We start from the raw sequence: 21,839 nt of genomic DNA on the forward strand, positions 1-21,839 counted from the left end.
AGCATGACCGCTTCCAGCCTATCCTGTATTCTGCTTGCAGCAGGCAGGTCTTCCCGTATGAACCAAAACAAAGCTCTTCTTCGATGGCAGGGGCTATCTCTTATCGCTTATCAGGTTAAAACCATTCAAAACGCAGGGATTAAGGATGTGGTGGCCGTACTCGGCTTTGGAGCCGCTGAATTAAGCAGGGAATTGAATGGCAGCTCTGTGAAAATAGTAAAGAATAACGACTATTCTTCTGGAAAATGCTCATCCATCAGAATCGGATGGCATGGCATGGATAAGAATTCGACCGGTGTCCTTATTGCTGCGGTTGATCAGCCTCTTTTGTCTGAGGTTCTCTGCCAAATGGACAAGCTTCATAAATCCGATCCAGAATCTATTATCATCCCTGTCCATAACGGGAAACGGGGGCATCCGATTCTTCTGCCAAGCCTTCTTTATTCCGAGCTGCTACTGATTACAGAAGAGACGGAAGGATTGCGGAGCATCATTAAAAAGCACCATAAAAGGGTTAAACTGCTGAAAACCGTTGACCCTCGCATTCTTTTAAACTTGAACACGCCGGACGATTATGAAGCTGCTTATAGGGAGGATCTGTAATGTATGTTTCAGAGATAGATATGCTTTCACCCCACTCTCTCCTGGAATGCCTTTACCTTCTTGAAAATGATAAAGCCAGCTTTAGGCTGCTGGCCGGGGGAACCGATGCGGTTGTTCGCATGAAGGAAGGAAAATGGCAGCATGACTGCTGGCTGAATTTGAACAACATCGATGAATTAAAATTTATCGCTATCGAAAAAGATGAAATCCATATCGGGCCGTTGGCCACCCATTCAGAAATCATCTCGTCTCCCCTGTTGCAGGACCATGCCGATGTCCTCGTACAAGCCAGCCGGGAAGTCGGGGCAGCCCAGATGCAAAATATGGGCACAATCGGCGGAAATATTGGCACCGCTTCCCCTGCTGGCGATACAATACCCGCTCTTTTTGCGTTAGGAGCCAGCATTGAGCTGACCTCAATAACCGGAAAACGGCAAGTCAGCGCAGAAGATTTTTTTATCGGGCCAGGTAAAACAGTGGCCTTCCCTAATGAAATCATCACGAAAATCTCCTTTAAAATCCGTGGTAAACATGACATCGGTATTTTTCAAAAACTCGGTCCGCGCAAAGCCCAATCCATCTCCATCGTGAATGTGGCGATCAGCCTGTCCATGAAGGAAGGAACAAAGGAGTGTTTAGGCGGCCGAATCGCTTTCGGTTCCGTGGGTCCTACCGTCCTGAGAGCGAAAAAGTGTGAAGCTATGCTCTCTCTCGGAGAACTATCAAATGACATGATATCGAATATAAGCAGCGTCGCGTGGAAGGAAGTCATGCCGATCTCCGATATCCGTGCCTCGGCGTCCTATCGCAGAGATATGGCGAGTGCCCTTTTAGAAAGAGGATTGTACCGTTTAATGAAAAGGTGGGCAGACAATGAAAGAAAACCACTTTAAATATATTGGCAAACGAGTCCCCCGGATGGATGCACCAGAAAAAGTAACAGGCACGCTAAAATATATGACAGATTACCATTTTGAACAGATGGTCTGGGGGAAAGTCCTTCGTTCCAAGTATCCTTATGCAAGAATCGAATCCATCGATACGTCAAAGGCGGAATCATTACCGGGTGTTGTCTGTGTCTTAACCCATAAAGACATTCCGGGCTTTAACGGATTTGGCATTGTTGTGCCGGATCAGCCTGTTCTCGCCCGTGATGTGGTTCGCTGTACGGGAGATGCGGTTGCTTTGGTTGCGGCAGAAACAAAGGAAATCGCCGAACATGCTCTCTCGCTCATTGAAGTGAATTATGAACGGCTTAACCCAGTGACTGATGCGGAATTTGCCATGTCTTCCGATGCTCCCTCCCTGCACGAAAACGGTAATATTCATAGTCATGTCATCATTAAAAACGGCAACACGGACGCGGCCTTTGAAGAAGCGGATGTGATTTTGGAGAACACCTTTTATTCTCCACGCCAGATGCATGCCTTTATTGAAACAGAAGGCGGATGGGGAGTCGTGGAGCCGGACGGAATGCTGACCATTCGCTGCCCCGGGCAGTATGCGTACAGAGATCGCCTGCAAATTGCCCGCGCGCTCGCGATGAATCCCGCGAGAATCCGGGTGATTTCGCATCCGATAGGAGGAGCATTCGGAGGTAAGGATGAAATCACGGTTCAAATTTACCTGGCCCTTCTTGCCCTTCATACCGGCGGCCGACCGGTTAAAATACATTTATCCCGTGAAGAATCCGTGATTGCCGGCATCAAACGGCATCCGTTCAAGGTACAAATGAAAACAGCAGCAAAAAAGGATGGCACCCTGCTTGCCAATCAGGTGCGCGCAGTTGCCGATACGGGAGCCTACGCCTCGCTTGGAGGTGCGGTCATCGCGCTGGCGATCGAACATTGCTGCGGCCCCTACAAGATTCCGAATGTTGACCTGGAAGGATTTTGCGTCTATACCAATAACGGAATCTCCGGAGCATTCAGAGGCTTCGGCGTTAATCAGGTGTGTGCAGCCATAGAAACCCACATGGATATGATCGCCGAAAAACTCGGCATGGACCCCATTGAGCTTCGAAAGAAAAACGCTTATGAAAAAGGAGACCGCTCAAGCATCGGGCACGAATTAAAAACCAGCGTAGGTACATTAAAAACACTGGAGACCGCTGAAAACTGCGAGCTTTGGAAAAACAGGGAAACTCATAAAAAAAACAGCAGCGAACCGTGGAAAAAACGGGGAATCGGAGTAGCCACCTCTTTTCATGCGGTCGGCATGGGAATCGGTCTGCCAGACTATGGGGCAGCCACCATTGAACTGATGCCGGATGGGACGTTTAAGATTGGGGTCGGTTGTGAGGATATTGGAGGAGGCAACAGCACAGTATATGCCCAGGTGGCAGCAGAGCTTTTAAACTGTGATATTGAAAAAATAACAGTCATCCAGGGTGATACAGCAAAAACGCTCGACAGCGGAACTGTTACCGCCTCCCGTTCCACATATACAGGAGGCAAAGCGATCGCAGCTGCTGTTCCCCATATGTTCCGTCTCCTGACTGAAGCAGCTTCTGCCCTGCATAAGGTGGAGCCGGAAAATATACTGATTGGTGAAAATGAATATTACGCAATAACAGAGAATGGGGAACAAGCTTCAACCTATAAAGATCTCTATGCCTACCTACAAGAAAACCGGCTTTCAACAAAGGTAGAGGGCCATTTCATGCTTCCAAAAGAAAAAGAAGAACTTCCCGGATCAGGAGGCGCTCCTCATCATTTATACGGATATTTAACTCATCTTGCTTTAGTTGAAGTCGATACACTTACCGGTGAAACAGAAGTTCTTCGTGTCGTTTCCATACCCGATGCCGGAAAAGTGCTGAATCCTCAGGGTCTTGAGGGGCAGGCGGAAGGCGGTGCTGTCATGGGGATCGGCTACACGCTGTATGAGGATGTATTAATGGAAGGCGGTTATCACCAAACGGCTAATTTTACAAACTACATCATACCCACCATCAGGGAGACTCCCGTTATCGAAACCTTCCCGGTTGAAAGCACGGAAGAGACCGGGCCTTTTGGGGCAAAGGGTATTGGAGAGGTTGTGATGATCCCCATTATCGCCGCCATCATGAATGCGATTTATGACGCAGCAGGTGTACGAATCATGCATCTTCCAGCCACACCCGAACGAATTTATCAGGCGCTGAAATCCCGGGATGTGCGCCAATGAAAAAAGAAGTCCTGTACCATAAACTTTCAGAAGCCATCTTAAACCGGACAACGGTTTCGCTTGTGACATTCACAGAAGCAAGTCCTGAACTGATCGGCAAACGGATCCTTCTTTTATCAGAAACCGCTTATGGAGAAAAAGGGGTGTCCGATGATTTGATACGTGCCACCGCTGCATTTTGCGCCCCTTCTTTTTCAAAGCAGAACACGTCTTCCCTTGATTTTCAATGGCAAAATAAACGGTACACCATCTTTCATGAAGCCTTCCCTCCTTCTCCGCATCTTATCATTGCAGGAGCGGGCCATGTCGGGGAACCGGTCGCACAAATGGGAAACATGCTGGGCTTCTCGGTGACTGTGGTTGATGACCGCCCTTCCTTTGTGAATAAGGAACGCTTTTCTTGTGCAGACGAACTGTGCTGCCAATCTTTTCATTCCTACTTTCAAAATGTTCCCCTGCAAAATTCCACTTACATTCTGCTGTTAACGCGAGGGCATCAGTTCGATGTGCTGATCCTGCAACAGTTATTGTCCAGAAAGGATCGCCCAGCTTATATCGGTATGATCGGAAGCAGACGCAGAATTGCAGGTGTTTTTGAACAACTCCGCAATGATTTTCCCGAAGAAACATTTACCCACATCCACACCCCTGTTGGATTGGATATCGGAGCAGAGACACCAGCAGAGATTGCAGTCAGCATTTTCGCTGAAATCCTTGCCGTGAGAAACAAAAAGAGCGGAGAACCGCTCAGTTCCCATATCCGTGAGTTGGCCAAAAAGGGGTTCAGAAAGGGGACAACACGTTGCGGGAACACGAAATGATCAACGTGATTCACACGTTTTTGCAAATCAAGAAACGGGCCGCGCTCGCCACTATTGTCTCTACCAAAGGATCGACTCCACGTAAAACGGGGTCAAAAATGATCATCACGTCAACAGGAGCCCTCATCGGAACCATTGGTGGAGGCTGCGGTGAAGGTGAGGTCATCAAAAAAGCACTTGAAGTGATTAAAACAGGAAAACCGGTTACACATAACGTCGATCTGACAAGCGGTCTTCTTTATGAAGACGGCGGAATTTGCGGAGGAATCATGAACGTTTTTATTGAACCGCTTCAGTAGGACCTCTGCTGCACTTAAAGAACAGGAGAATATTCCTGTTTTTTTTACATAGGATGTACAAATTAACCTGTCTCACCCCCACTGCATTGAAAGAGCTTTCTTCATCACAGGAATTCCTCCCCTTCAAGCCGGTTAATTATTTTAGGGTTAATGGATTCTACTAAAAGAAAAGGGGTGTATTTTTATGTCAGGAGCAGGAAAAGAAAGAGCCGGAAGAGAATTTTCTTTGAACCGCTTTTTTAAGCTGGAAGAACGAAAAACAACTATCAGGACGGAGATTCTTGCAGGCATCACCACCTTCCTCACAATGAGCTACATTATCTTCGTCAATCCTTCCATTCTTGCGGACGCAGGTATCCCGAAGGAAGCTGCTTTGGCAGCAACGATTTATGGCAGTGTGTTCTGTACACTGTTAATGGCACTTTGGGCCAACTTCCCTGTTGCCGTGGCACCTGGTATGGGATTGAACGCTTTTTTTACGTATACAGTGGTGCTTGGCGCCGGTTTAAGCTGGCAAACTGCTCTCGGAGCGGTGTTTATCTCAGGGCTGGTGTTCTTTATTTTGACAATCACCGGTGTCCGCCAACGGATTGTTGACGGTGTCCCTCCGCTCCTGAAATCTTCCATTTCTGTCGGAATCGGCTTATTTATCGCCTTTATTGGTTTAAAAAATGCTGGGATTGTTGTTGCCAACAAAGATACCTTTGTCAGCCTGGGCAAATTAACAGAAGCCGGACCGCTGCTTGCGCTGTTCGGATTGCTTTTTGCCTCGTTTTTACTATCAAAGAAATGGAAAGGCGCGTTATTGATCAGCATCCTTGTGACTTCCATAGCGGCCATGGTTACGGGCTTTATTGACTACCCGCACAGTGTGAAAGACATTGCTTCCCTGTCCCTCCCAAGCCTCTCAGAAACGTTCCTTGCCATGGACCTGAAAGGCGCTTTTGCATATGGCATCCTGTCAATTCTATTTTCGTTTACCATCGTTGAATTATTTGATAATCTGGCAACCCTCATTGGCCTATCCAATAAAGCCGGACTTGCTGATGAAAATGGGGAAATTGAAAACCTGGACCGAGCCCTGCAAGCCGACGCAATCGGCACCATGGCAAGCGCAGCCATGGGTGGTACAGTTATGAACGCCTATGTCGAAAATGCGACAGGCATTTCAGAGGGCGGCCGCACGGGACTGACAGCTTTAACAACAGGCATCCTGTTTTTCCTGAGTCTTCTTTTCACTCCCCTTATCGCGTTTGTTCCATCCGTAGCAACTGCACCCATTTTAATTTTGGTTGGTGCCTTGATGCTCAGCGAAATTAAATCTATTTCTTTTGACGATTTTACGGATGTCATCCCTGCTTTTTTGACCATTATCCTCATGCCGCTGACTTTCAGCATTGCCCAAGGACTTGCTTTCGGATTTATTTCCTATACGGTTTTAAAACTTGCGGTTGGGAAGCATAAAGACATGCACTGGATGATGTATGTGATCAGTCTCGCATTTATTATCAACTTTATCTGGGGAAGCCATTAATTTCTCATCCTGGGCCGGGTGCAAGGATTGCTGCCCGGTCCAATACCGTTCGGAAGGAGCCAAAACCATGAAAAATAAAAAATACCCTCTTTCACAATTGATTGCCGCTTCTTCTAAAAGGGTTCCTGCCGACCTGGTCATTAAAAATGGCAAAATTATCGATGTATTTAATCTTGAAGTCATTGAGGCGGATGTAGCGGTAACCCAGGGTAAAATTGTTGGAATTGGAACATATGAAGGCAAAACAGAACTAGATGCAGAGGGTGCATATCTTTGTCCAGGCCTGATTGATGGGCATGTTCATATTGAATCAGCCATGGTTCCGCCAGAGGAGTTTTCCGATATCGTTGTCCCGCATGGGGTGACTACCGTTGTGGCCGATCCCCATGAAATTGCAAATGTGAGCGGAAAAGATGGGATCGATTACATGTTAAGAGCATCAGAAAACATCGTTCTTGATGTGTTTATCGGGCTACCTTCCTGTGTACCTGCCACCCCATTTGAACATGCAGGTTCAGAATTAATCGCTTCAGATCTTTATCCCTATTACAAGCATGAGCGTGTCATCGGTCTTGGCGAGGTTATGAACTATCCTGCCGTCTTTTCCGGTGAAAAGGAAATGACAAGGAAAATTGAAGATGCATTGCTACATAATAAACACGTCGATGGCCACGCGTCAGGGATTCCTGCCGATGGAATCAATGTGTACGGAACGGCATGCATTCGTACAGACCATGAATGCGTGACTCCCCAGGAAGTCCGTGACAGACTGTCCCGAGGGCTGTATGTCATGCTGCGTGAAGGATCAGCAGCAAGAGATTTAACAGCATTGCTTGATGCAGTGACAGAAAAAAACGCCCGGCGATGTCTTTTTGTCACTGATGATAAACATCTTGATGATCTGATGGACCATGGCAGTATTGACCATAATGTCAGACTCACGGTTGAAAAAGGCTTCAGTCCTTTGCTTGCCATTCAAATGGCTACTCTCAATGCCGCTGAATGTTTTGGATTGAAGGAAAAAGGAGCAATTGCCCCGGGATTTGATGCCGACTTTATTTTGTTGACCGATCTTACCAGTTTTCAGATTAAGGATGTCTATAAGAAGGGAGTAAAAGTGGCTTCCGAAGGGAAAATGATTCAGCCTTCTCCAAAGGCCATATCCCCACCCTTAACCATCACCAACAGCGTACAGTTGAAACCAGTTGGCAGCGAGGATTTGGCGATTCACATCTCTGGTAAGAAGAAAGCGAATATTATTCAAATCATCCCCAACCGTATTGTAACGAAGCATGTGCAGGAACACGTGAGTTCCTCAAACGGCGTATTCATTCCGGATGTGAATAAAGACCAATTAAAGCTTATTGTTGCAGAACGCCATCATGCCACTGGCCGCATAGGCCGTGGAATTGTAAAAGGGCTCGGTCTCACTTCAGGAGCGATTGTATCCACCGTTGCTCATGACTCTCACAATATTGTCGCAGCCGGGACAAACGATCAAGACTTGCTTGCAGCGATAAAAGCCGTGGATTCTATGAAAGGCGGGCTGGCTGTGGTCGAGCATGGAGACATTCTTGCTTCCCTGTCACTTCCATTGTCCGGTTTAATGAGTAACCAAAGCCATACCGAAGTTTATAAACAGCTGAAGCAGCTAAATTTAGCATTACGCCGCATTGGCTTCTCACAGGATTATAATCCATTTCTTACCCTTTCTTTTTTAGCTCTTCCTGTCATCCCTGAACTGAAACTGACCGATGGAGGATTATTCAACGTTCAATCCTTTAATTTTATTTCTGTAACCGAATGAGGCTCCACCATAAAAAGCGGAAGCCAGACCATCGTCTGGCTTCCTTTTTATATTCCCAGTTCATCTTCCTGCAGTGATGACTCGAGTGTATTGACTAAATCATAATAATCATCAGGTTTCTCGAACTGATCCGGTGCCCAATTTTGTTTAATCCAGGAGGCGACTTCTGGTGCACTTTGGAAGATCTGGCCAGTTGTATCGCTGTCCCGGACAGTATAAATGTTATTATCCACATCAATCGTTACATCGCAGGGAAAGGCTCCATCTTTCTTATACAAAGAGTACTCCACGGGCAATGACCTCCTCCATTCAAGATAATTAAGTTATACCCCGTATCTTTTTATTTTATGTTAGTTTTGTCCAATCCTTTTTCAGTGGAATAGAGACTGATGATACAGAGTACGCTAAATGAAAATAGCTGAAACAGCTGCTGCAAGGAGGCCATTATGAAAAAGAAACCGACCGTTACTGAAAAAATGCTTTCCAATGCTCCCAAAGAAGAAGAAATGACAATTGCTGCTGGAAGATCCGCCGATCATCCACTTGGATCAGAAGATTATATAGCGGGGGATTCAGTTAACGAACATAAAAACCTGGAACTGGTAAACCTTTATTTGGACGAAGGAGAAATCAGCCAGCAAAACAATAATCTGTAGTATCAGCATAATTTTAAACTATACGTCAAAAATAAAGGTGGACAAAGGAGGATTGTCATTATGCAAAGTTTATTGCTCAAGATAATCAGTATTCCGCTGATTCTTCTTCTGTGCACTTTTTGGTTTGAAGGAGTGAGCTTCAACAAGCCGCTTCCCTTTCTGATCATCACAATAATTTTGGCTCCGCTTGCTGTACTTATGGAATATATATTTTTGCCCCGTTTATCCTTTTGGTTAACATTTATCGCAGATTTTGTTCTTTCGTATCTGCTGGTTTATGTGATCAGCTCGTTTATGGCTGGTGCTTATGTTTCACTTTGGGGCGCGTTTCTGATTGCTCTTGTGTACTCTCTGGTGGAACTCCTGATCCACAAGCAGATAGATCGTATCCGACCATATGAGACACTCTTACAGCTAAATCAGACTGCATCTCCGGCATCGGGAGATGTAGTTTTTTTCGTATAGAACAGCTATATATGTAAGGTTTCGAATCATTTTCTCTATTCTTATTTCCATCACATTCGGTCTTGCCTTTAATTCCGTACAGGCTAACACCATTTCCACAAAGAACAAAAGAAGCAAGGAAAAGATCCAGTGTTTACCGAAAACAGTATTCCTGGTTAAAAAAACGTGGAATGCTGGGGAGATTCTGATTAGCATAACGCATAATTAGAAAAAAGCCTGCTGTAGCCAACAGCAGGCTTTTGTTCTGCCTAATCGTAATAGTTGCAGTTTTTGGCCAAGCCTGACTACAATGTTCTTGATAGTTATTATCCAAGTGAAAAGAGGTTACATAATGCGCAAAATGCCTTTGGAAAAGCGAGGAATTACATCCAGCCGACTGGCACTGGGCTGTATGGGGTTTGGCGGAAGCTGGGACCGAAGCCCCCTTTCGGATGATGAAGTATTAAAAACAGAAAAGGGTGTGGATGCGGCACTCTCAACCGGTATCACCATGTTTGATCATGCAAATATTTATACGAAGGGCAAAGCAGAAGAGGCCTTTGGGCGCGTACTCCAGGGAAATCCGAGTCTGCGTGAACAAATGGTAATCCAGAGCAAATGCGGAATTCGATTTGCGGATGATATTGGCCCAGGGCGGTATGACTTTTCAAGAAGACATATCCTTACTTCTGTGGACGAGATTTTGAAAAGGCTTACTGTCGACTATTTAGATATTCTCCTGCTTCACCGCCCGGATCCGCTAATGGAACCTGAAGAAGTGGCGGAAGCTTTTGAAAAGTTGAAATCCTCAGGTAAAGTGCGCCATTTCGGCGTATCCAATATGAACCAGTCTCAGATAGAACTGTTGGAAGCCTTTATGGATGAAAAGCTGATAGTTAACCAGCTTGAAATGAGTTTAAACAAAGTGGATTTTGCCGATGAAGGGGTTCACGTCAATCAGGAAGCTGGTTTGTCCGTTCATTTCACAAGTGGTCTGATGGAGCATTGCATGAAAAAGGATATTCAAGTTCAAGCATGGTCCCCGCTGGCTAAAGGCATTTTTTCCGGCAACAGTTCCATAGAATTAACAGAAGCAGAAGCACAAACCAAGGATTTGGTAGCCAAAATGGCGGCTGAAAAAGAAACCACGCTTGAAGCCATCGTTCTTGGCTGGCTAATGCGCCATCCCGCAAAGATTCAGCCCGTTCTCGGTACGACCAATGTTCAGCGAATCAAGGATTCAGCCGATGCCGTCCGTATCTCTGAAATCATGACCCGGGAAGAGTGGTATGAACTCTATGTGTCTTCCAGAGGTGTAAAGCTGCCTTAAAACCATTTTTCCTATAGAGTTAAAGGAATGCTCAAAAATAGCCGGCTCAGAATTAGATCTGAGACCGGCTTCTTTTTGGTTCCTCGGCAGCGCGGTACCTGCGCTGAGGTTCATCGATCGTTTCATTCATCAATTCCTTCGGATGATCATCAACAATGGTCTCCCTTTGCAGGGATTCTTGCTTTTTCAACTGAGATTCAAGCCGCCTTACCCGGTTTCTCAGCTGAACCACTTTCAGAATGCCAAAAAACCCCACAGCCAATCCACCAACAGCTGCTGAACCGAGAATGATGAGAACCAACGGCCATTTGACTGTCCCAAAAATATAATTAAAACTTACATCATTGCCATTAACAACAGCAAAAACCGCAATCAATAAGGCAAACAGCAATCCAAAGATTAAGTATCCTTGTGCCTTCATTCTATCCTCCTCCTTCTTAGCTCTCTTATTCCCTATTTTTAAACTTTTAAATAAAAATATGATTAAAAACTTAACACCCTTGCGTATTCGGTTAAAGAATGTTACAGTAGTAACAGTTATTTTTGTTCGGTACATGACTTCTTCGCAGTGGTTTGCGTCTTGAATGATATTTGAGCAGGAATAGTAATAAATCGTGGGTTTTATCCACACAGGAGGAACATCTATGCTACAAGGTAAAGTTAAATGGTTCAACGCAGAAAAAGGTTTCGGCTTCATCGAAGTTGAAGGCCAAGACGATGTATTCGTACACTTTTCTGCTATTCAAGGCGACGGTTTCAAATCACTTGAAGAAGGTCAAGATGTAACGTTTGAAATCACTGAAGGTGCTCGCGGACCTCAAGCTGCTAACGTTCAAAAGTAAGGAATACATGAAAGGCTCCTGAATTATCAGGAGCCTTTTTTTATTATATTTTTTTCATAAATTCGGTGATTTCTTCGATCAGAGCATCTGTGGCTTCATACATTCCCATGTGCCCGGTCCTTGGTAAGGTCACTTGGGTAATATTCTCCTTGGAAACTGAAAATGTTTTCTCTGGTGGAATCACTTGATCACTTTCACCTGCCACCAATAGAACCGGAATATTTGAGTTCTGGAGGACGTCATTGCGATTGGGCCTGTTTTTCATGGCAATGGACGCAGTAATGGCTCCTTCAGGCGGAGTATCATATCCGATTTGTTTCGCCTTCTCTATTTTATCAGTCAGCGTAGTATCGGGTGCAAACAGGTTGGGTATCAATGGATCAATCACTGAGTTAATTCCGTTTTCCTGTATTTGCTCAATGGTACGGTCTCTCTTCAACCGGCCGGCTTCATCGTCTGGAAAGGCAGTGGAATGAATCAGTCCATACCCTTTCAGCCGGTTGCTTTGATGATCAGCAAACGCTAAAGTAATATAACCTCCCAGTGAATGTCCCAGCATGGTGACTTTATCCAATCCTAAATGCCCGAGCAAATCCTTGATATCCTCAGAAAAATCCTCCACGGCACATGCAGAATCACTGACCGATGATTTTCCATGCCCACGCAAATCAGGTGCAATTACACGGTATTCTTTAGCAAGCTTGGGGACCACTTCCTCCCAATATTCATGGCTTCCACAAAAACCGTGAAGCAACACGATGGCTTCTCCTTTTCCTTCATCAATATAAGCGAGTTTCCTTTTGTCTAGGTTAGCTGTTTTGAGTTTCACATTACTCCACTCCTTTTCCTATAGTTCTCCTTAACCTTTCATACTTTCTTTCAAACGTTCTGGTGTATAAAAAAAGCGTGCTGTTTATCACCACACGCATTAACATTCTGAATTCTCTATCTCTTCATTTTTCCATCCTCTTTTACTTTTCCCCTTAATTCTTCCAACTCGTCAAGTAATTTGATCATTAATTCATCCGTCCGTTTTAGCTCTTCGTTCAGCATGGTGATGGTTTCTTCTTCCCAGAGGAAAGGATCTGCCTGAGCGGGGGAAATGGCCAAATCTTTATACTCAATCCCCTCTTCCGAATCATCTGGCGATAAATAAATCGCAATTTCACAATTTTCGTGTCCAAGAGCCATTTGTTTCCTGAGTGAAACTTTGCCGTAACCGAAATGTCTTGCAGCAATCCCGCCGAATACGCTGGACGTCATCATGCAAAGGTGGGGCGCATGAGTTACGTCATCTCCAAAGGGACATTGAATCGCCTTCATCACGATTCGGTCACCATCTATGGATAAAATTTCAAACTGACCGCCTATTTTATTTTTCAAATCGATCAGAATATCCACATATTGCTCAATAGTCCACGGGCTGCTGTAACCCTTGTAATAGCCCTCTATCCACTCTCCCGTTCGTATACCAATCTGACGGATATATTCTTCGGCAACAGGACCCACTGCTTTCCGATGAACTCTTGCATACTGTGTAATCAGTTTGGCCAAAAAGACATGTTTATTCAATTCGGAATCTTTCACAACATCAGCTCCCATGCGGGTATTCATTCTAAAAGTAGTTGCTGCTTAGTCGCCAAAAGATAATTAGTTACTTTTTAGTAAGTATTGTACTATTACCATACTCTATATCACCTCTCATAAAAATGAGAAAATAGATACAAATTTTGTAATATAGGCTCAATTTTCGGTCGACTCCTACTGTATACCCTGTTTCTTTCCACGCTATGTCTCGTTCCAAAGAGTTCATCAAAAAAGACGGCGTTTGCCGTCTTTTTTGACTACATTTTTCTCATTTTAACCCCGGATACGGAATGATTTTTTCCTTTTTCCAGAATTAGATGCGCCCGATACTTGGTCGGAAGGATGTTTTCACGCAAATTCAATCCGTTAATGGTATTCCAAATATTAAGTGCAAATTCAATCGCTTCCTCATCATTCAGATCGGCATAACGGTGGAAATAGGATACCGGGCTTTGAAAAGCGGTGTTTCTCAAGATTTTAAATCGATCCACATACCATTGCTTGATTTCCTCTTCGTCCGCGTCCACATAAAGGGAGAAATCAAAGAAATCTGAAACGAAGATTTGTGTATTTTGTTTTTTGCTTCTTTTTTGTTTCGGAACCTGCAGTACATTAATACCTTCTACAATAACAATATCGGGTTCAGAAATGGTTTGTACCTGGTCATGCAAAATATCATATTCCAAGTGAGAATAGATGGGAGCTTCCACGACCGGCTTTCCTGATTTCAATTGGGACAAAAACTGGATCAGTCCTTTTAAATCGTAGCTTTCTGGAAATCCTTTCTTCCCCATCAGCCCTTTTTGCTCCAAAACAGCATTTGGATAAAGAAAGCCGTCGGTTGTAACAAGTTCAACCTTTGGCGTGTTGGGCCATCTGGACAGAAGCGCCTGAATGATCCGGGACGTTGTGCTTTTGCCTACCGCTACACTTCCGGCAATCCCGATGATGAACGGTGGCTTCTTCATTTGCTTGCGCAAAAATGCATTCGATTGCAGATGAAGCTGCTGTGAAGAGGTGACATATAGGTTAAGCAACCGGCACAATGGCAAATAAATGGACGAGACCTCATTGAGGGATACATTTTCGTTGATTCCCTGAAGTTCCGACACTTCCCATTCTGTTAACGGTTGTATATCGGCCGAATACAAGCCCGCCCATTCTTCCCTGGTAAAAGAAAGGTAGGGAGACAGCGACTCATTCTCTAACATGGTCTGGCTCATTGCTGGCATCTCCTTTTTTGGATCACTATGCTTAATATTCTATATCATCGTTCATAGGATACACTTCAATTTAAGTATCATATCGCTTTACAATGTTAACATAATTTTAAAGATAAGATAACCTGATTGTAAACCCATTACCCTTCCATAGGAAAGCGTTTTCGCTATCAAGCGAACAAAAAGAGAACTTTATTGAGAAAAGTTCCCTTCCGCAGAATGATTTTCTATTTCCGAAAGAAGCGCTTTTTCCAAAAGATAAAGGCAACCAATCCCGATATGGTAAAAGCAACACACAGGCTTACAAAAAACGCATGCGGATATTTCTGAAACGGCAACGGAATGTTCATTCCATAAAAGCTCGCTACCATGGTAGGCAAAGCAAGGATAATCGTAATGGACGTTAAAAAGCGCATTTCTACGTTCAGGTTATTCGATATTACCGAAGAGAAAGCATCCATAAGGCTTTTTAATATATTTCTGTATATAAGGCTCATTTCAATCGCCTGCTTGTTTTCGATAATAACGTCTTCAAGCAGATCCTTGTCTTCTTCATACATTTTCAAGTAGCTGACCTTCAGCAATTTTTCAAGTACAGCATCATTTGATTTAAGGGAAGTGGCAAAATACACGAGAGATTTCTCAAGCCTGAGCAGTTCAAAGAGATCCTCATTTTTCAGTGTCTGCCGTAATTCATATTCGATTTGCTCTGTCTTCCGGTTGATTTGCCGCAGGTAACGCAAATAATAAGTAGCAATCATCTGAAGCAGCTGAAACACAAAACGCGTTTTTTTATACGTGTAAAAGTTTTTTACTTTTCGCTTGGCAAACAGCTCCAGAATCGGGTTTTCTCTCAGGCAAACCGTTATAAAATGAGAATCGGTGGATATCATCGCAAGCGGAAAGGTATCATACTGTACTCCGTTCTCGTCTGAATCCAAAATCGGCAGGTCCACGATAACACTTACGGTATTTGCTTCTTTTTCTACCCTGGAACGTTCTTCTTCATCCAGGGCATCTCTCAGGAAGTCCGGATCGATTCCAATTTTCTCAACCACCCAGTTAATTTCTTCATTGGTCGGTGCAATAAGATTGATCCAGCATCCTTTTTGAATGTCTTCCACTTCTGTTAGTTGGTTTGCGGTGTCAGTGTAATAAACATTTAGCATAAGTTATACCTCTTACATTCAGTCTATTCCTATAATAAAACAGAACCTTATAGAAATGTAAACAAAAGATTTTTCCGGATATCAAAAAGAAGCGGCATCGTCCGCTTCTTTAGCTATCTTTCATTTTATACCGCATCCAGCCGGATTATCACTTTAAATAAATCTCCGTCCACTTCCACGTCCATCTGGCCTTCATGAAGATCAACGATCGATTTGGCAATCGCCAGGCCAAGGCCTGATCCTTCCGTATGTCGTGAGGTGTCCCCTCTTTTGAACCGTTCAAACAGCTCCTCCGTGTTGCCCCCCAACTCATATTTTGTAATGTTTTTAAACGAGATGATCACTTCATCCTGTTTTTGTTCAATTTCGATATATACTCTCGTACGATCTAGGGAATATTTCAACGCATTTCCGATCAGATTATCAAATACACGCCACATTTTTTGTCCATCGACATTTGCATGGATTGGCTGCTCAGAAAATGACAGTCTGAACTGCAAATTGGATTTCTCTATGGCTTCATCATTTTCAGCAAGTGCCTGCTGCAGCATTTGAACGATATCTGCTTTTGTTCGGACAAGTTCAATATTTCCGCTCGCCATTTTTGATGCTTCAAACAAATCATCAATCAAGACTTTGAGCCGTTTTGATTTCCTATCAATAATTTCAACGTACGCCTTTTGGCTGTCCTGATCGAGATTCGGTGTTTTTAACAACTCCGTGTAAGAAATGATCGAGGTGAGCGGTGTTCGTAAATCGTGGCTTACATTGGTGATCAACTCTGTTTTCAGCCGTTCACTTTTTGCTTCGGACTTCTGCAATGCCTTTACACCATGCTTCAGTGTGTTAATGTTCCTTGCCAGCGCGGCGAGCGGAGAATTTCCTTTGGCCTTCAAATCCGGCTCCATCTTCCCGGCAGCCAAATCGGAAGAATAAATAACAATCCGGTTTAAGTAAGAAATCTTCCGAAGCAACAGTAACAATGGCGGTACCGTAACCACCACAAAGAGTATTAGATAGAGTCCGATAAGCTGGTCGTTGTACATAATGAAGCCCACACCAAAGCCGGAGGCAAATACAATACCAAGCAAAACTAGAATTTGAAAAGCAAATCCTAATGAATGAAAAGCCTTCAGCACATCCATCCATAACCGGTAAATAAGAGAATGCTTCAAGTCTGCTCTAGTCAGGCCGTTTTCTTTTATCTCTTCACGGAGGCAAACCACTTGAATCAAGATCAGCCCTGCAACAATGCTTGTAAATAAAATATCAAAAAGCGTATTTTTGATCATAACTGAATAGTCGCCGTATAAAGTAAAAGTAAAAATGTTACCGACGGATACCATGAGAACAAAAACAAATAAAAGTAAGGATGCTACTTTTAGATCAATCGGCACTTTTCGGTAAACGTTTTTAATTGGCAGTTCACCAATAGCAGCCAGCAAACGGTATTTTCTTGCAAGCCAGATACTTATAGCTAAACCAAACACACCCACAGTACTGTAGAGGTAAAAAAAGAGCTGATTGATCTGGTACATATGATACTGCTCGTAGATCATGCTGGTCTTTGGCAAGGATTTCGGCACACCAATTTTTCCGATCAGCACCGGTTTTTCATCTGATAAAACATCAGTAACAGTATTATCATAATTTGGACCCTCTCCAATATCGTCCGATGGCGGCATGTAATCTGAGATGGACAGATCCCTTGCACTTTTGTATTCCTGAACAAACTGCATGTTGCTATTGTTTAACTTTTGATAGGCATCCTGCTTATTTGAAGAGGAGAGATTGGTAAATACTTCAGCGCTCTCATTATTTTGCAAATAGTAATCAAACGAAGAATCCCATTGCTTCAACTGCCTCTTTACCTCTTCTTTATTTTCAATAAAATGATCGATTTGCTTCTCTTTTTCTTTTTTTACTTTCTCTTTTACATATTTGTCACTTTCAAAATTCTTCTGAATGTCTTCAATCTTTTTGTCTCTTTGCTTTTGATAATAACTTTCAAGTTTTTGATTATGATCCGCTCTCGCCTCATCCAGCTGCGGTCTGTACTGTTCCTGGATGCTATTGATTTGATCAGATAACTCACCGTATCTGAAGCGGTATTCCTCCATTTCTTCATCGGAAACCGTAATTTTTTCTTTCATCTCATCCCCTGTCAAATTGCTGACTTCGGAAATATGGAGATATCCCAGAAACGTATTGTACTCACTTTGGAATTCATCCGTATCAAAGTAACTCTTTCCCAGATAGGCATCCCAGTGAGACAAGAAGGTTAATGTACCGCTCAACCCGATGGTAAACAAGAGCAGCCATGCACCCCAACTCAGCTTACTTTTCCATTTTGTACCCAACACCCCATACCACCTTTAAATATCTTGGATTTTTTGGATCAATCTCTATTTTCTCTCTGATTTTCCGGATATGAACGGCCACTGTATTTTCTGCGTTATAGCAAGGCTCCTGCCATACTCGTTCATAAATGTCATGAATCGAAAATACACGCCCAGGATAGGACATCAAAAGCTCTACAATCCTGTATTCGATTGGAGTCAGCTTAACAGCCTCCCCGTGAATGGCCACTTCTCTCGCATCCTTGTCAAGAGTAAGGCCGCTCAGGTTTATGATCGAATTCTTTCCCTCATATGTGCCCAGTGTCATATACCTCCTCAGCTGGGATTTCACCCGGGCAATCAGTTCAACGGGATTGAAAGGCTTTGTCAAATAATCATCGGCTCCAATTTGAAGTCCAAGGATTTTGTCCGTATCCTCACTTTTTGCACTAAGCATAATGATCGGAATGTTCTTCTGTTCCCTGATCCTAAACGTTGCCGCTATGCCATCAAGGCGCGGCATCATAATATCCAGTATGATTAAATGAACGACTTCTTCATTCAAGAGTTCAATGGCTTCTATGCCGTCTGATGCCTGGAGGACATTCATCTTTTCGTTTTTCAAATAGATTTCAATGGCATCTCTGATCTCTTTTTCATCATCTACAACCAATACTGTAAATTCGCTCATTTTTCTCACGCTCCCTTCAAAATTATACCATGCCCTGTTTTGTGGATTACCTGTATCTTAACCTGTAAATCTTAACAATCAGTCAGCATAATTCTTAAGACTTTCTTAATATAAAAAAGAAGACCCCGATGAGGTCTTCTTTTTTCGTTTGCTATTATCGGTACTTGTAATGAAGCGGTTCGAATACGTCTTCATCGGCACTTCTTACCATGGAAAAATGGTCCACATTGTAATGTCCATGAAGAATTTCATTATGATGCTGAATAATCTTTTCGGCACGCAAGCTCTTTGAGGATGTGGTGGAATGTCCTTCCTTGATCAAGGTGACATCAAACCCCAGCACAGTTGCCATGCGAACAGCGGTATCAATACAATGCTCGGTTTTGCATCCCGCAATCACAAGATGCTCAATCTCTTGTTTTTGTAAATGCTCCAGCAATCCGGTTCCATAAAAAGCGCTGGTGGCGCTTTTGTCAAAGAAAGGCGTATCTGCCGGCAATTGAATCTCGCTGTGAACAAGAAACCCATCACCACTCCCCCCGGCTACGTCCAGGTCACGCACGGCCAATACAGGTACCTTTAAACGCCCGGCTTTAAGAATGACCTTATTTATAGTGTAAATGACTTCCTTTTTTTGATAGACTTCCTCATTCTCTGTGTTTCCGTCCATTAATTCCTGTTGTGCATCAATAATTAGCAAGGCTTGCTTCAAACCATCATCTCCTGTTTATTTTCTCTCGGTTTGACATACTCTGCTCTATCTATTCTTTAGAGGATACGCATTTACCTTCATTCCAAAATATTCTATTATTTTACACCATTCACCTTGTAATATATGGTATTATTTAGAAGATTACGAGATTTGGAGGATTGACTATGAAATCTTTGTTTATAAAAGCCTGTTTGGCGGGCTGCCTGGCTCTCGGACTGCCACTTTTTCAGGATCACGCCCTGGCAGCATCGAGCTCCAATGTTCAGGCGAAATGCAGCTCGTTGGGCACCTTAAAAAAAGGTACCAACCCATCCACACAGCATATGAACTGTCTTCTGACACAGACAGCCATTGAAGCAGGTATTCCGCCCGAAATTATGAAAGCAGTTGCCACCCAGGAAAACACCTCATGGAAACAATTTGATAAAAAAGGAAAACCGGCCATTTCATCTGACCACGGAATTGGCGTAATGCAAATTACAAACCAAAAGCGGTATGATATCGAAAAACTAAAGTACGATATTCCTTATAATTTGAAAGCAGGTGCGGATTTGTTGAACGATATGTATAACAGGTCCGATCTTCCTTCCATCCTGCCAAAGGATAAAGCCGTGCTTGAAACGTGGTATTTTGCGATCATGGCATACAATGGAACCAAGCCCGTCAACAGCCCGCTCTATCAGAGCACCGGGAAAGTGAACACCAATGCGTACCAGGAAAAAGTCTGGACACACCTGAACAGTGAGAGTTTCATAGGGGATACAAACATTCGCAAACCCTCTTTTTCTGTTAAAGATTTTAAATATAACCCTAAAAGCACAGCCAATATCGGTTTTCTGAAGAAAACGTATACACTGTCCAGCCTGCTTCATGAGACAAGATACGGACTCAAAAAGAACGATAAAGTAATTGCCAGCTGGGAGAATTCTTCTCTTACCCAGGTAAGGATCCGCAAAGCACCTTCTACTGATAGTTCATTCAAGTGGATAAAAAAAGGAAGCCAGCTCGCAATTGCCGGACCATATACCTTCGACCGTTCTAATGGCAGTTCCAACCCATTTGTCTGGTATCCCGTTTCCGTTCCCGGACAAAAGGGCACATGGTACATAGCCTCCCCCTATATCACCAAAATGCTTTCTAAGCCAACGGTTATGCCTGTGAACAGCAAGAGCCGACAGATTTCAGGAAAGGCGATAAAATTGAGCACAATCACCGTTAAAAGAGGAAGTACGAGCCTGGGTGCCGTTAAAGCGAATTCGACCGGATCGTTTACCATGAAGATTCCCCTACAAAAAGCAGGGACCGTATTAAAGGTGACTTATAAAGATTCAAAGAATGCGGTAAGCCCGGCTGCCACAGTTAAAGTAACAGCAAAATAAGACAATAAAGCTGATTCTCTTGTGAGAATCAGCTTTATTTAAAAGTCAGGCTTTTTTTCGTTTCGGTTGTTCCTTCTTGGAAGGAAGTGATGTTTTTCTGTGTCTGCGGTTTCGCTCCTCCACCAGTTTTAGTGTCAGCGTGGCAAAGCCAATCATTAAGGACAATACATGATAAACCGCCATGGTCAACATCCCCTCTTAAAATTGGGAGCCGCTTTACTTTTGAACGGTAGTTGTTTCTTCTGTTTTGTTGCCGGAATCAGTTCTTTCACCCATCTTTAAGTAAAGCAACCCGTTGCCTTCTCCTTTTTTCGTCAGGCCAATCGTTTGGGTGTTCTTACAAAGCTGGGCATAAATTTCAGGATCGGTTAACTCCCGGCCGAATTCAGCTTCCTCTTTCAGGATAAGGACAGCCACGGCACCGGAAACGTGAGGTGTAGCCATGGATGTACCTGAGAGCTTGGCGTACTTTTCACCAGGATAGGTGGAAAGGATATTGACTCCCGGAGCTACAAGATCGATTTCATCATTCGTATTTGAAAACTCGGCCAAGTGCTTTTGTTCATCTACAGCACCGACCTGGACCACTTCTTTATAATACCCTGGATAGGCTTGCTCATCAGTTCTTTCATTGTCATCGCCTTCGTTGCCTGCTGCGCAGACGACCATAACATTGTTTTGAGTGGCGTTTTTAATGGCTTCATGCATTTCGGGGATATCGTCCGGTCCGCCAAGTGACATGGAAATGACCCGAACTCTTTCGCCATTGTCGCCCCGCCATTCCACGGCATAGTTGATGGCATCAATAATTCCCTGGTAGCTACCGCTTCCGTTCTTTCCAAGGACTCTGAGAATCAAAAGCTTGGCTTCCGGCGCTATGCCTGCAACCCCTAGCTTATTGTTCAAAGTAGCGGCAATCGTACCTGCTACATGTGTTCCATGATAGTGACCATCCAAGTAGTCCTCAGGATCATCACTCGTAAAATTTCTTCCTCCAATAATTCGGTCTTTCAAGTCCGGATGGTTTACATCGCAGCCTGTATCAAGAACCGCGACGACCACATCCTTCCCCTTGTATCCCTGCTCCCATGCAGCAGGAGCATTGATCATTTGAATACCGTACGGAATTTCTTCACCAGCTGTCTGTACAACTTCTTCTAACTTAAAAGGAATTAAATGAACTTCACTCATTCGTCCTTCCTCCTTTAAAAAGATGATGGTAAAACAGGTAAAGATTT

At 43.8% G+C, this 21,839-nt stretch carries 23 protein-coding genes; 12 read left to right on the plus strand and 11 right to left on the minus strand.

Features of this window, described 5'->3' with window-relative positions; all coding sequences use genetic code 11:
* The first annotated feature begins 3 nt into the window (after positions 1 to 3).
* The 7 genes from DMO16_RS08130 (at position 4) to ade (ending at position 8,232) form a co-directional block, all read left to right on the plus strand.
* Positions 4 to 603 (plus strand): nucleotidyltransferase family protein, encoded by a 600-nt coding sequence (locus DMO16_RS08130; protein WP_129476593.1) that lies wholly within the window; start codon positions 4 to 6, stop codon positions 601 to 603.
* The gene (locus tag DMO16_RS08135; RefSeq protein ID WP_061968593.1) at positions 603 to 1,496 is read left to right on the plus strand and encodes an FAD binding domain-containing protein; all 894 of its coding nucleotides are present in this window, start codon (positions 603 to 605) and stop codon (positions 1,494 to 1,496) included. The genes DMO16_RS08130 and DMO16_RS08135 overlap by 1 nt, the downstream gene beginning before the upstream one ends.
* A complete protein-coding gene (locus DMO16_RS08140) occupies positions 1,477 to 3,771 on the plus strand; it encodes a xanthine dehydrogenase family protein molybdopterin-binding subunit (protein ID WP_129476596.1) in 2,295 nt (764 codons plus the stop codon). The genes DMO16_RS08135 and DMO16_RS08140 overlap by 20 nt, the downstream gene beginning before the upstream one ends.
* Positions 3,768 to 4,592: an XdhC family protein gene (locus DMO16_RS08145; RefSeq protein ID WP_061968588.1), complete on the plus strand. Its 825-nt coding sequence runs from the start codon at positions 3,768 to 3,770 to the stop codon at positions 4,590 to 4,592. Before DMO16_RS08140 ends, DMO16_RS08145 begins: the two co-directional genes overlap by 4 nt.
* Positions 4,574 to 4,891 (plus strand): XdhC family protein, encoded by a 318-nt coding sequence (locus DMO16_RS08150; protein WP_241840493.1) that lies wholly within the window; start codon positions 4,574 to 4,576, stop codon positions 4,889 to 4,891. The genes DMO16_RS08145 and DMO16_RS08150 overlap by 19 nt, the downstream gene beginning before the upstream one ends.
* A 184-nt stretch (positions 4,892 to 5,075) precedes the next feature.
* The gene (locus tag DMO16_RS08155) at positions 5,076 to 6,425 is read left to right on the plus strand and encodes an NCS2 family permease (RefSeq protein WP_129476599.1); all 1,350 of its coding nucleotides are present in this window, start codon (positions 5,076 to 5,078) and stop codon (positions 6,423 to 6,425) included.
* 67 nt (positions 6,426 to 6,492) lie between these two features.
* On the plus strand, positions 6,493 to 8,232 hold the full coding sequence (ade, locus tag DMO16_RS08160; RefSeq protein WP_129476602.1) for an adenine deaminase: 1,740 nt from the start codon (positions 6,493 to 6,495) through the stop codon (positions 8,230 to 8,232).
* Between the two features lie 47 nt (positions 8,233 to 8,279).
* On the opposite strand, the gene DMO16_RS08165 is transcribed toward ade, so the two are convergent.
* A complete protein-coding gene (locus DMO16_RS08165) occupies positions 8,280 to 8,522 on the minus strand; it encodes a hypothetical protein (RefSeq protein ID WP_061968580.1) in 243 nt (80 codons plus the stop codon).
* A 156-nt stretch (positions 8,523 to 8,678) separates the two neighbouring features.
* On the opposite strand from DMO16_RS08165, the gene DMO16_RS08170 reads away from it, so the two are divergent.
* From DMO16_RS08170 to DMO16_RS08180, 3 genes are all read left to right on the plus strand, one after another.
* A complete protein-coding gene (locus DMO16_RS08170; RefSeq protein ID WP_129476605.1) occupies positions 8,679 to 8,888 on the plus strand; it encodes a hypothetical protein in 210 nt (69 codons plus the stop codon).
* A gap of 60 nt (positions 8,889 to 8,948) precedes the next feature.
* Positions 8,949 to 9,353, plus strand: coding sequence for a DUF2512 family protein (locus DMO16_RS08175; protein WP_129476608.1), 405 nt, complete (start codon positions 8,949 to 8,951; stop codon positions 9,351 to 9,353).
* Between the two features lie 331 nt (positions 9,354 to 9,684).
* Entirely contained in the window at positions 9,685 to 10,662 is a 978-nt protein-coding gene (locus DMO16_RS08180) for an aldo/keto reductase (RefSeq protein WP_129476610.1), read from the plus strand.
* A 52-nt stretch (positions 10,663 to 10,714) separates the two neighbouring features.
* Here DMO16_RS08180 and DMO16_RS24185 read toward each other — a convergent pair whose 3' ends face one another.
* The gene (locus DMO16_RS24185; RefSeq protein WP_164988883.1) at positions 10,715 to 11,083 is read right to left on the minus strand and encodes a LapA family protein; all 369 of its coding nucleotides are present in this window, start codon (positions 11,081 to 11,083) and stop codon (positions 10,715 to 10,717) included.
* 223 nt (positions 11,084 to 11,306) lie between these two features.
* Here DMO16_RS24185 and cspD point away from each other — a divergent pair, with 223 nt between their 5' ends.
* Positions 11,307 to 11,504 carry a cold-shock protein CspD gene (cspD, locus tag DMO16_RS08190; RefSeq protein WP_053354963.1) on the plus strand — a complete coding sequence of 66 codons (198 nt, stop codon included), beginning with the start codon at positions 11,307 to 11,309 and terminating at the stop codon, positions 11,502 to 11,504.
* A gap of 43 nt (positions 11,505 to 11,547) precedes the next feature.
* Here cspD and DMO16_RS08195 read toward each other — a convergent pair whose 3' ends face one another.
* The 7 genes from DMO16_RS08195 to DMO16_RS08225 form a co-directional block, all read right to left on the minus strand.
* A complete protein-coding gene (locus DMO16_RS08195; protein WP_129476615.1) occupies positions 11,548 to 12,333 on the minus strand; it encodes an alpha/beta fold hydrolase in 786 nt (261 codons plus the stop codon).
* 116 nt (positions 12,334 to 12,449) lie between these two features.
* A complete protein-coding gene (locus tag DMO16_RS08200) occupies positions 12,450 to 13,091 on the minus strand; it encodes a methanogen output domain 1-containing protein (protein WP_241840495.1) in 642 nt (213 codons plus the stop codon).
* 257 nt (positions 13,092 to 13,348) lie between these two features.
* Positions 13,349 to 14,314, minus strand: a complete 966-nt coding sequence (gene coaA, locus DMO16_RS08205) for a type I pantothenate kinase (RefSeq protein ID WP_074440454.1) — start codon at positions 14,312 to 14,314, stop codon at positions 13,349 to 13,351.
* 224 nt (positions 14,315 to 14,538) lie between these two features.
* A complete protein-coding gene (locus DMO16_RS08210) occupies positions 14,539 to 15,480 on the minus strand; it encodes a magnesium transporter CorA family protein (protein WP_061968560.1) in 942 nt (313 codons plus the stop codon).
* A 125-nt stretch (positions 15,481 to 15,605) separates the two neighbouring features.
* Positions 15,606 to 17,840 (minus strand): sensor histidine kinase, encoded by a 2,235-nt coding sequence (locus DMO16_RS08215; protein WP_129476621.1) that lies wholly within the window; start codon positions 17,838 to 17,840, stop codon positions 15,606 to 15,608.
* The gene (locus DMO16_RS08220; RefSeq protein WP_061968555.1) at positions 17,818 to 18,510 is read right to left on the minus strand and encodes a response regulator transcription factor; all 693 of its coding nucleotides are present in this window, start codon (positions 18,508 to 18,510) and stop codon (positions 17,818 to 17,820) included. Before DMO16_RS08220 ends, DMO16_RS08215 begins: the two co-directional genes overlap by 23 nt.
* Positions 18,511 to 18,664: 154 nt before the next feature.
* Positions 18,665 to 19,222: a cysteine hydrolase family protein gene (locus tag DMO16_RS08225; RefSeq protein ID WP_129476624.1), complete on the minus strand. Its 558-nt coding sequence runs from the start codon at positions 19,220 to 19,222 to the stop codon at positions 18,665 to 18,667.
* A 164-nt stretch (positions 19,223 to 19,386) separates the two neighbouring features.
* Here DMO16_RS08225 and DMO16_RS08230 point away from each other — a divergent pair, with 164 nt between their 5' ends.
* On the plus strand, positions 19,387 to 20,601 hold the full coding sequence (locus tag DMO16_RS08230) for an Ig-like domain-containing protein (RefSeq protein WP_129476628.1): 1,215 nt from the start codon (positions 19,387 to 19,389) through the stop codon (positions 20,599 to 20,601).
* A 45-nt stretch (positions 20,602 to 20,646) separates the two neighbouring features.
* On the opposite strand, the gene DMO16_RS24190 is transcribed toward DMO16_RS08230, so the two are convergent.
* Positions 20,647 to 20,784: a hypothetical protein gene (locus DMO16_RS24190; RefSeq protein WP_156412553.1), complete on the minus strand. Its 138-nt coding sequence runs from the start codon at positions 20,782 to 20,784 to the stop codon at positions 20,647 to 20,649.
* A gap of 33 nt (positions 20,785 to 20,817) precedes the next feature.
* A complete protein-coding gene (locus DMO16_RS08235) occupies positions 20,818 to 21,792 on the minus strand; it encodes a S8 family peptidase (protein ID WP_129476631.1) in 975 nt (324 codons plus the stop codon).
* Between the last annotated feature and the right edge of the window lie 47 nt (positions 21,793 to 21,839).

This window comes from Fictibacillus sp. S7 (assembly GCF_004127935.1).
GTDB lineage: Bacteria > Bacillota > Bacilli > Bacillales > Fictibacillaceae > Fictibacillus_C > Fictibacillus_C enclensis.

Bases quoted from the DNA above. Each gene is read 5' to 3' on its own strand.
- DMO16_RS08130 (WP_129476593.1), top strand. From the start codon at position 4: ATGACCGCTTCCAGCCTATCCTGTATTCTGCTTGCAGCAGGCAGGTCT.
- DMO16_RS08135 (WP_061968593.1), top strand. From the start codon at position 603: ATGTATGTTTCAGAGATAGATATGCTTTCACCCCACTCTCTCCTGGAA.
- DMO16_RS08140 (WP_129476596.1), top strand. From the start codon at position 1,477: ATGAAAGAAAACCACTTTAAATATATTGGCAAACGAGTCCCCCGGATG.
- DMO16_RS08145 (WP_061968588.1), top strand. From the start codon at position 3,768: ATGAAAAAAGAAGTCCTGTACCATAAACTTTCAGAAGCCATCTTAAAC.
- DMO16_RS08155 (WP_129476599.1), top strand. From the start codon at position 5,076: ATGTCAGGAGCAGGAAAAGAAAGAGCCGGAAGAGAATTTTCTTTGAAC.
- ade (WP_129476602.1), top strand. From the start codon at position 6,493: ATGAAAAATAAAAAATACCCTCTTTCACAATTGATTGCCGCTTCTTCT.
- DMO16_RS08170 (WP_129476605.1), top strand. From the start codon at position 8,679: ATGAAAAAGAAACCGACCGTTACTGAAAAAATGCTTTCCAATGCTCCC.
- DMO16_RS08175 (WP_129476608.1), top strand. From the start codon at position 8,949: ATGCAAAGTTTATTGCTCAAGATAATCAGTATTCCGCTGATTCTTCTT.
- DMO16_RS08180 (WP_129476610.1), top strand. From the start codon at position 9,685: ATGCGCAAAATGCCTTTGGAAAAGCGAGGAATTACATCCAGCCGACTG.
- DMO16_RS24185 (WP_164988883.1), bottom strand. From the start codon at position 11,083: ATGAAGGCACAAGGATACTTAATCTTTGGATTGCTGTTTGCCTTATTG.
- cspD (WP_053354963.1), top strand. From the start codon at position 11,307: ATGCTACAAGGTAAAGTTAAATGGTTCAACGCAGAAAAAGGTTTCGGC.
- coaA (WP_074440454.1), bottom strand. From the start codon at position 14,314: ATGAGCCAGACCATGTTAGAGAATGAGTCGCTGTCTCCCTACCTTTCT.
- DMO16_RS08210 (WP_061968560.1), bottom strand. From the start codon at position 15,480: ATGCTAAATGTTTATTACACTGACACCGCAAACCAACTAACAGAAGTG.
- DMO16_RS08220 (WP_061968555.1), bottom strand. From the start codon at position 18,510: ATGAGCGAATTTACAGTATTGGTTGTAGATGATGAAAAAGAGATCAGA.
- DMO16_RS08230 (WP_129476628.1), top strand. From the start codon at position 19,387: ATGAAATCTTTGTTTATAAAAGCCTGTTTGGCGGGCTGCCTGGCTCTC.
- DMO16_RS24190 (WP_156412553.1), bottom strand. From the start codon at position 20,784: ATGGCGGTTTATCATGTATTGTCCTTAATGATTGGCTTTGCCACGCTG.
- DMO16_RS08235 (WP_129476631.1), bottom strand. From the start codon at position 21,792: ATGAGTGAAGTTCATTTAATTCCTTTTAAGTTAGAAGAAGTTGTACAG.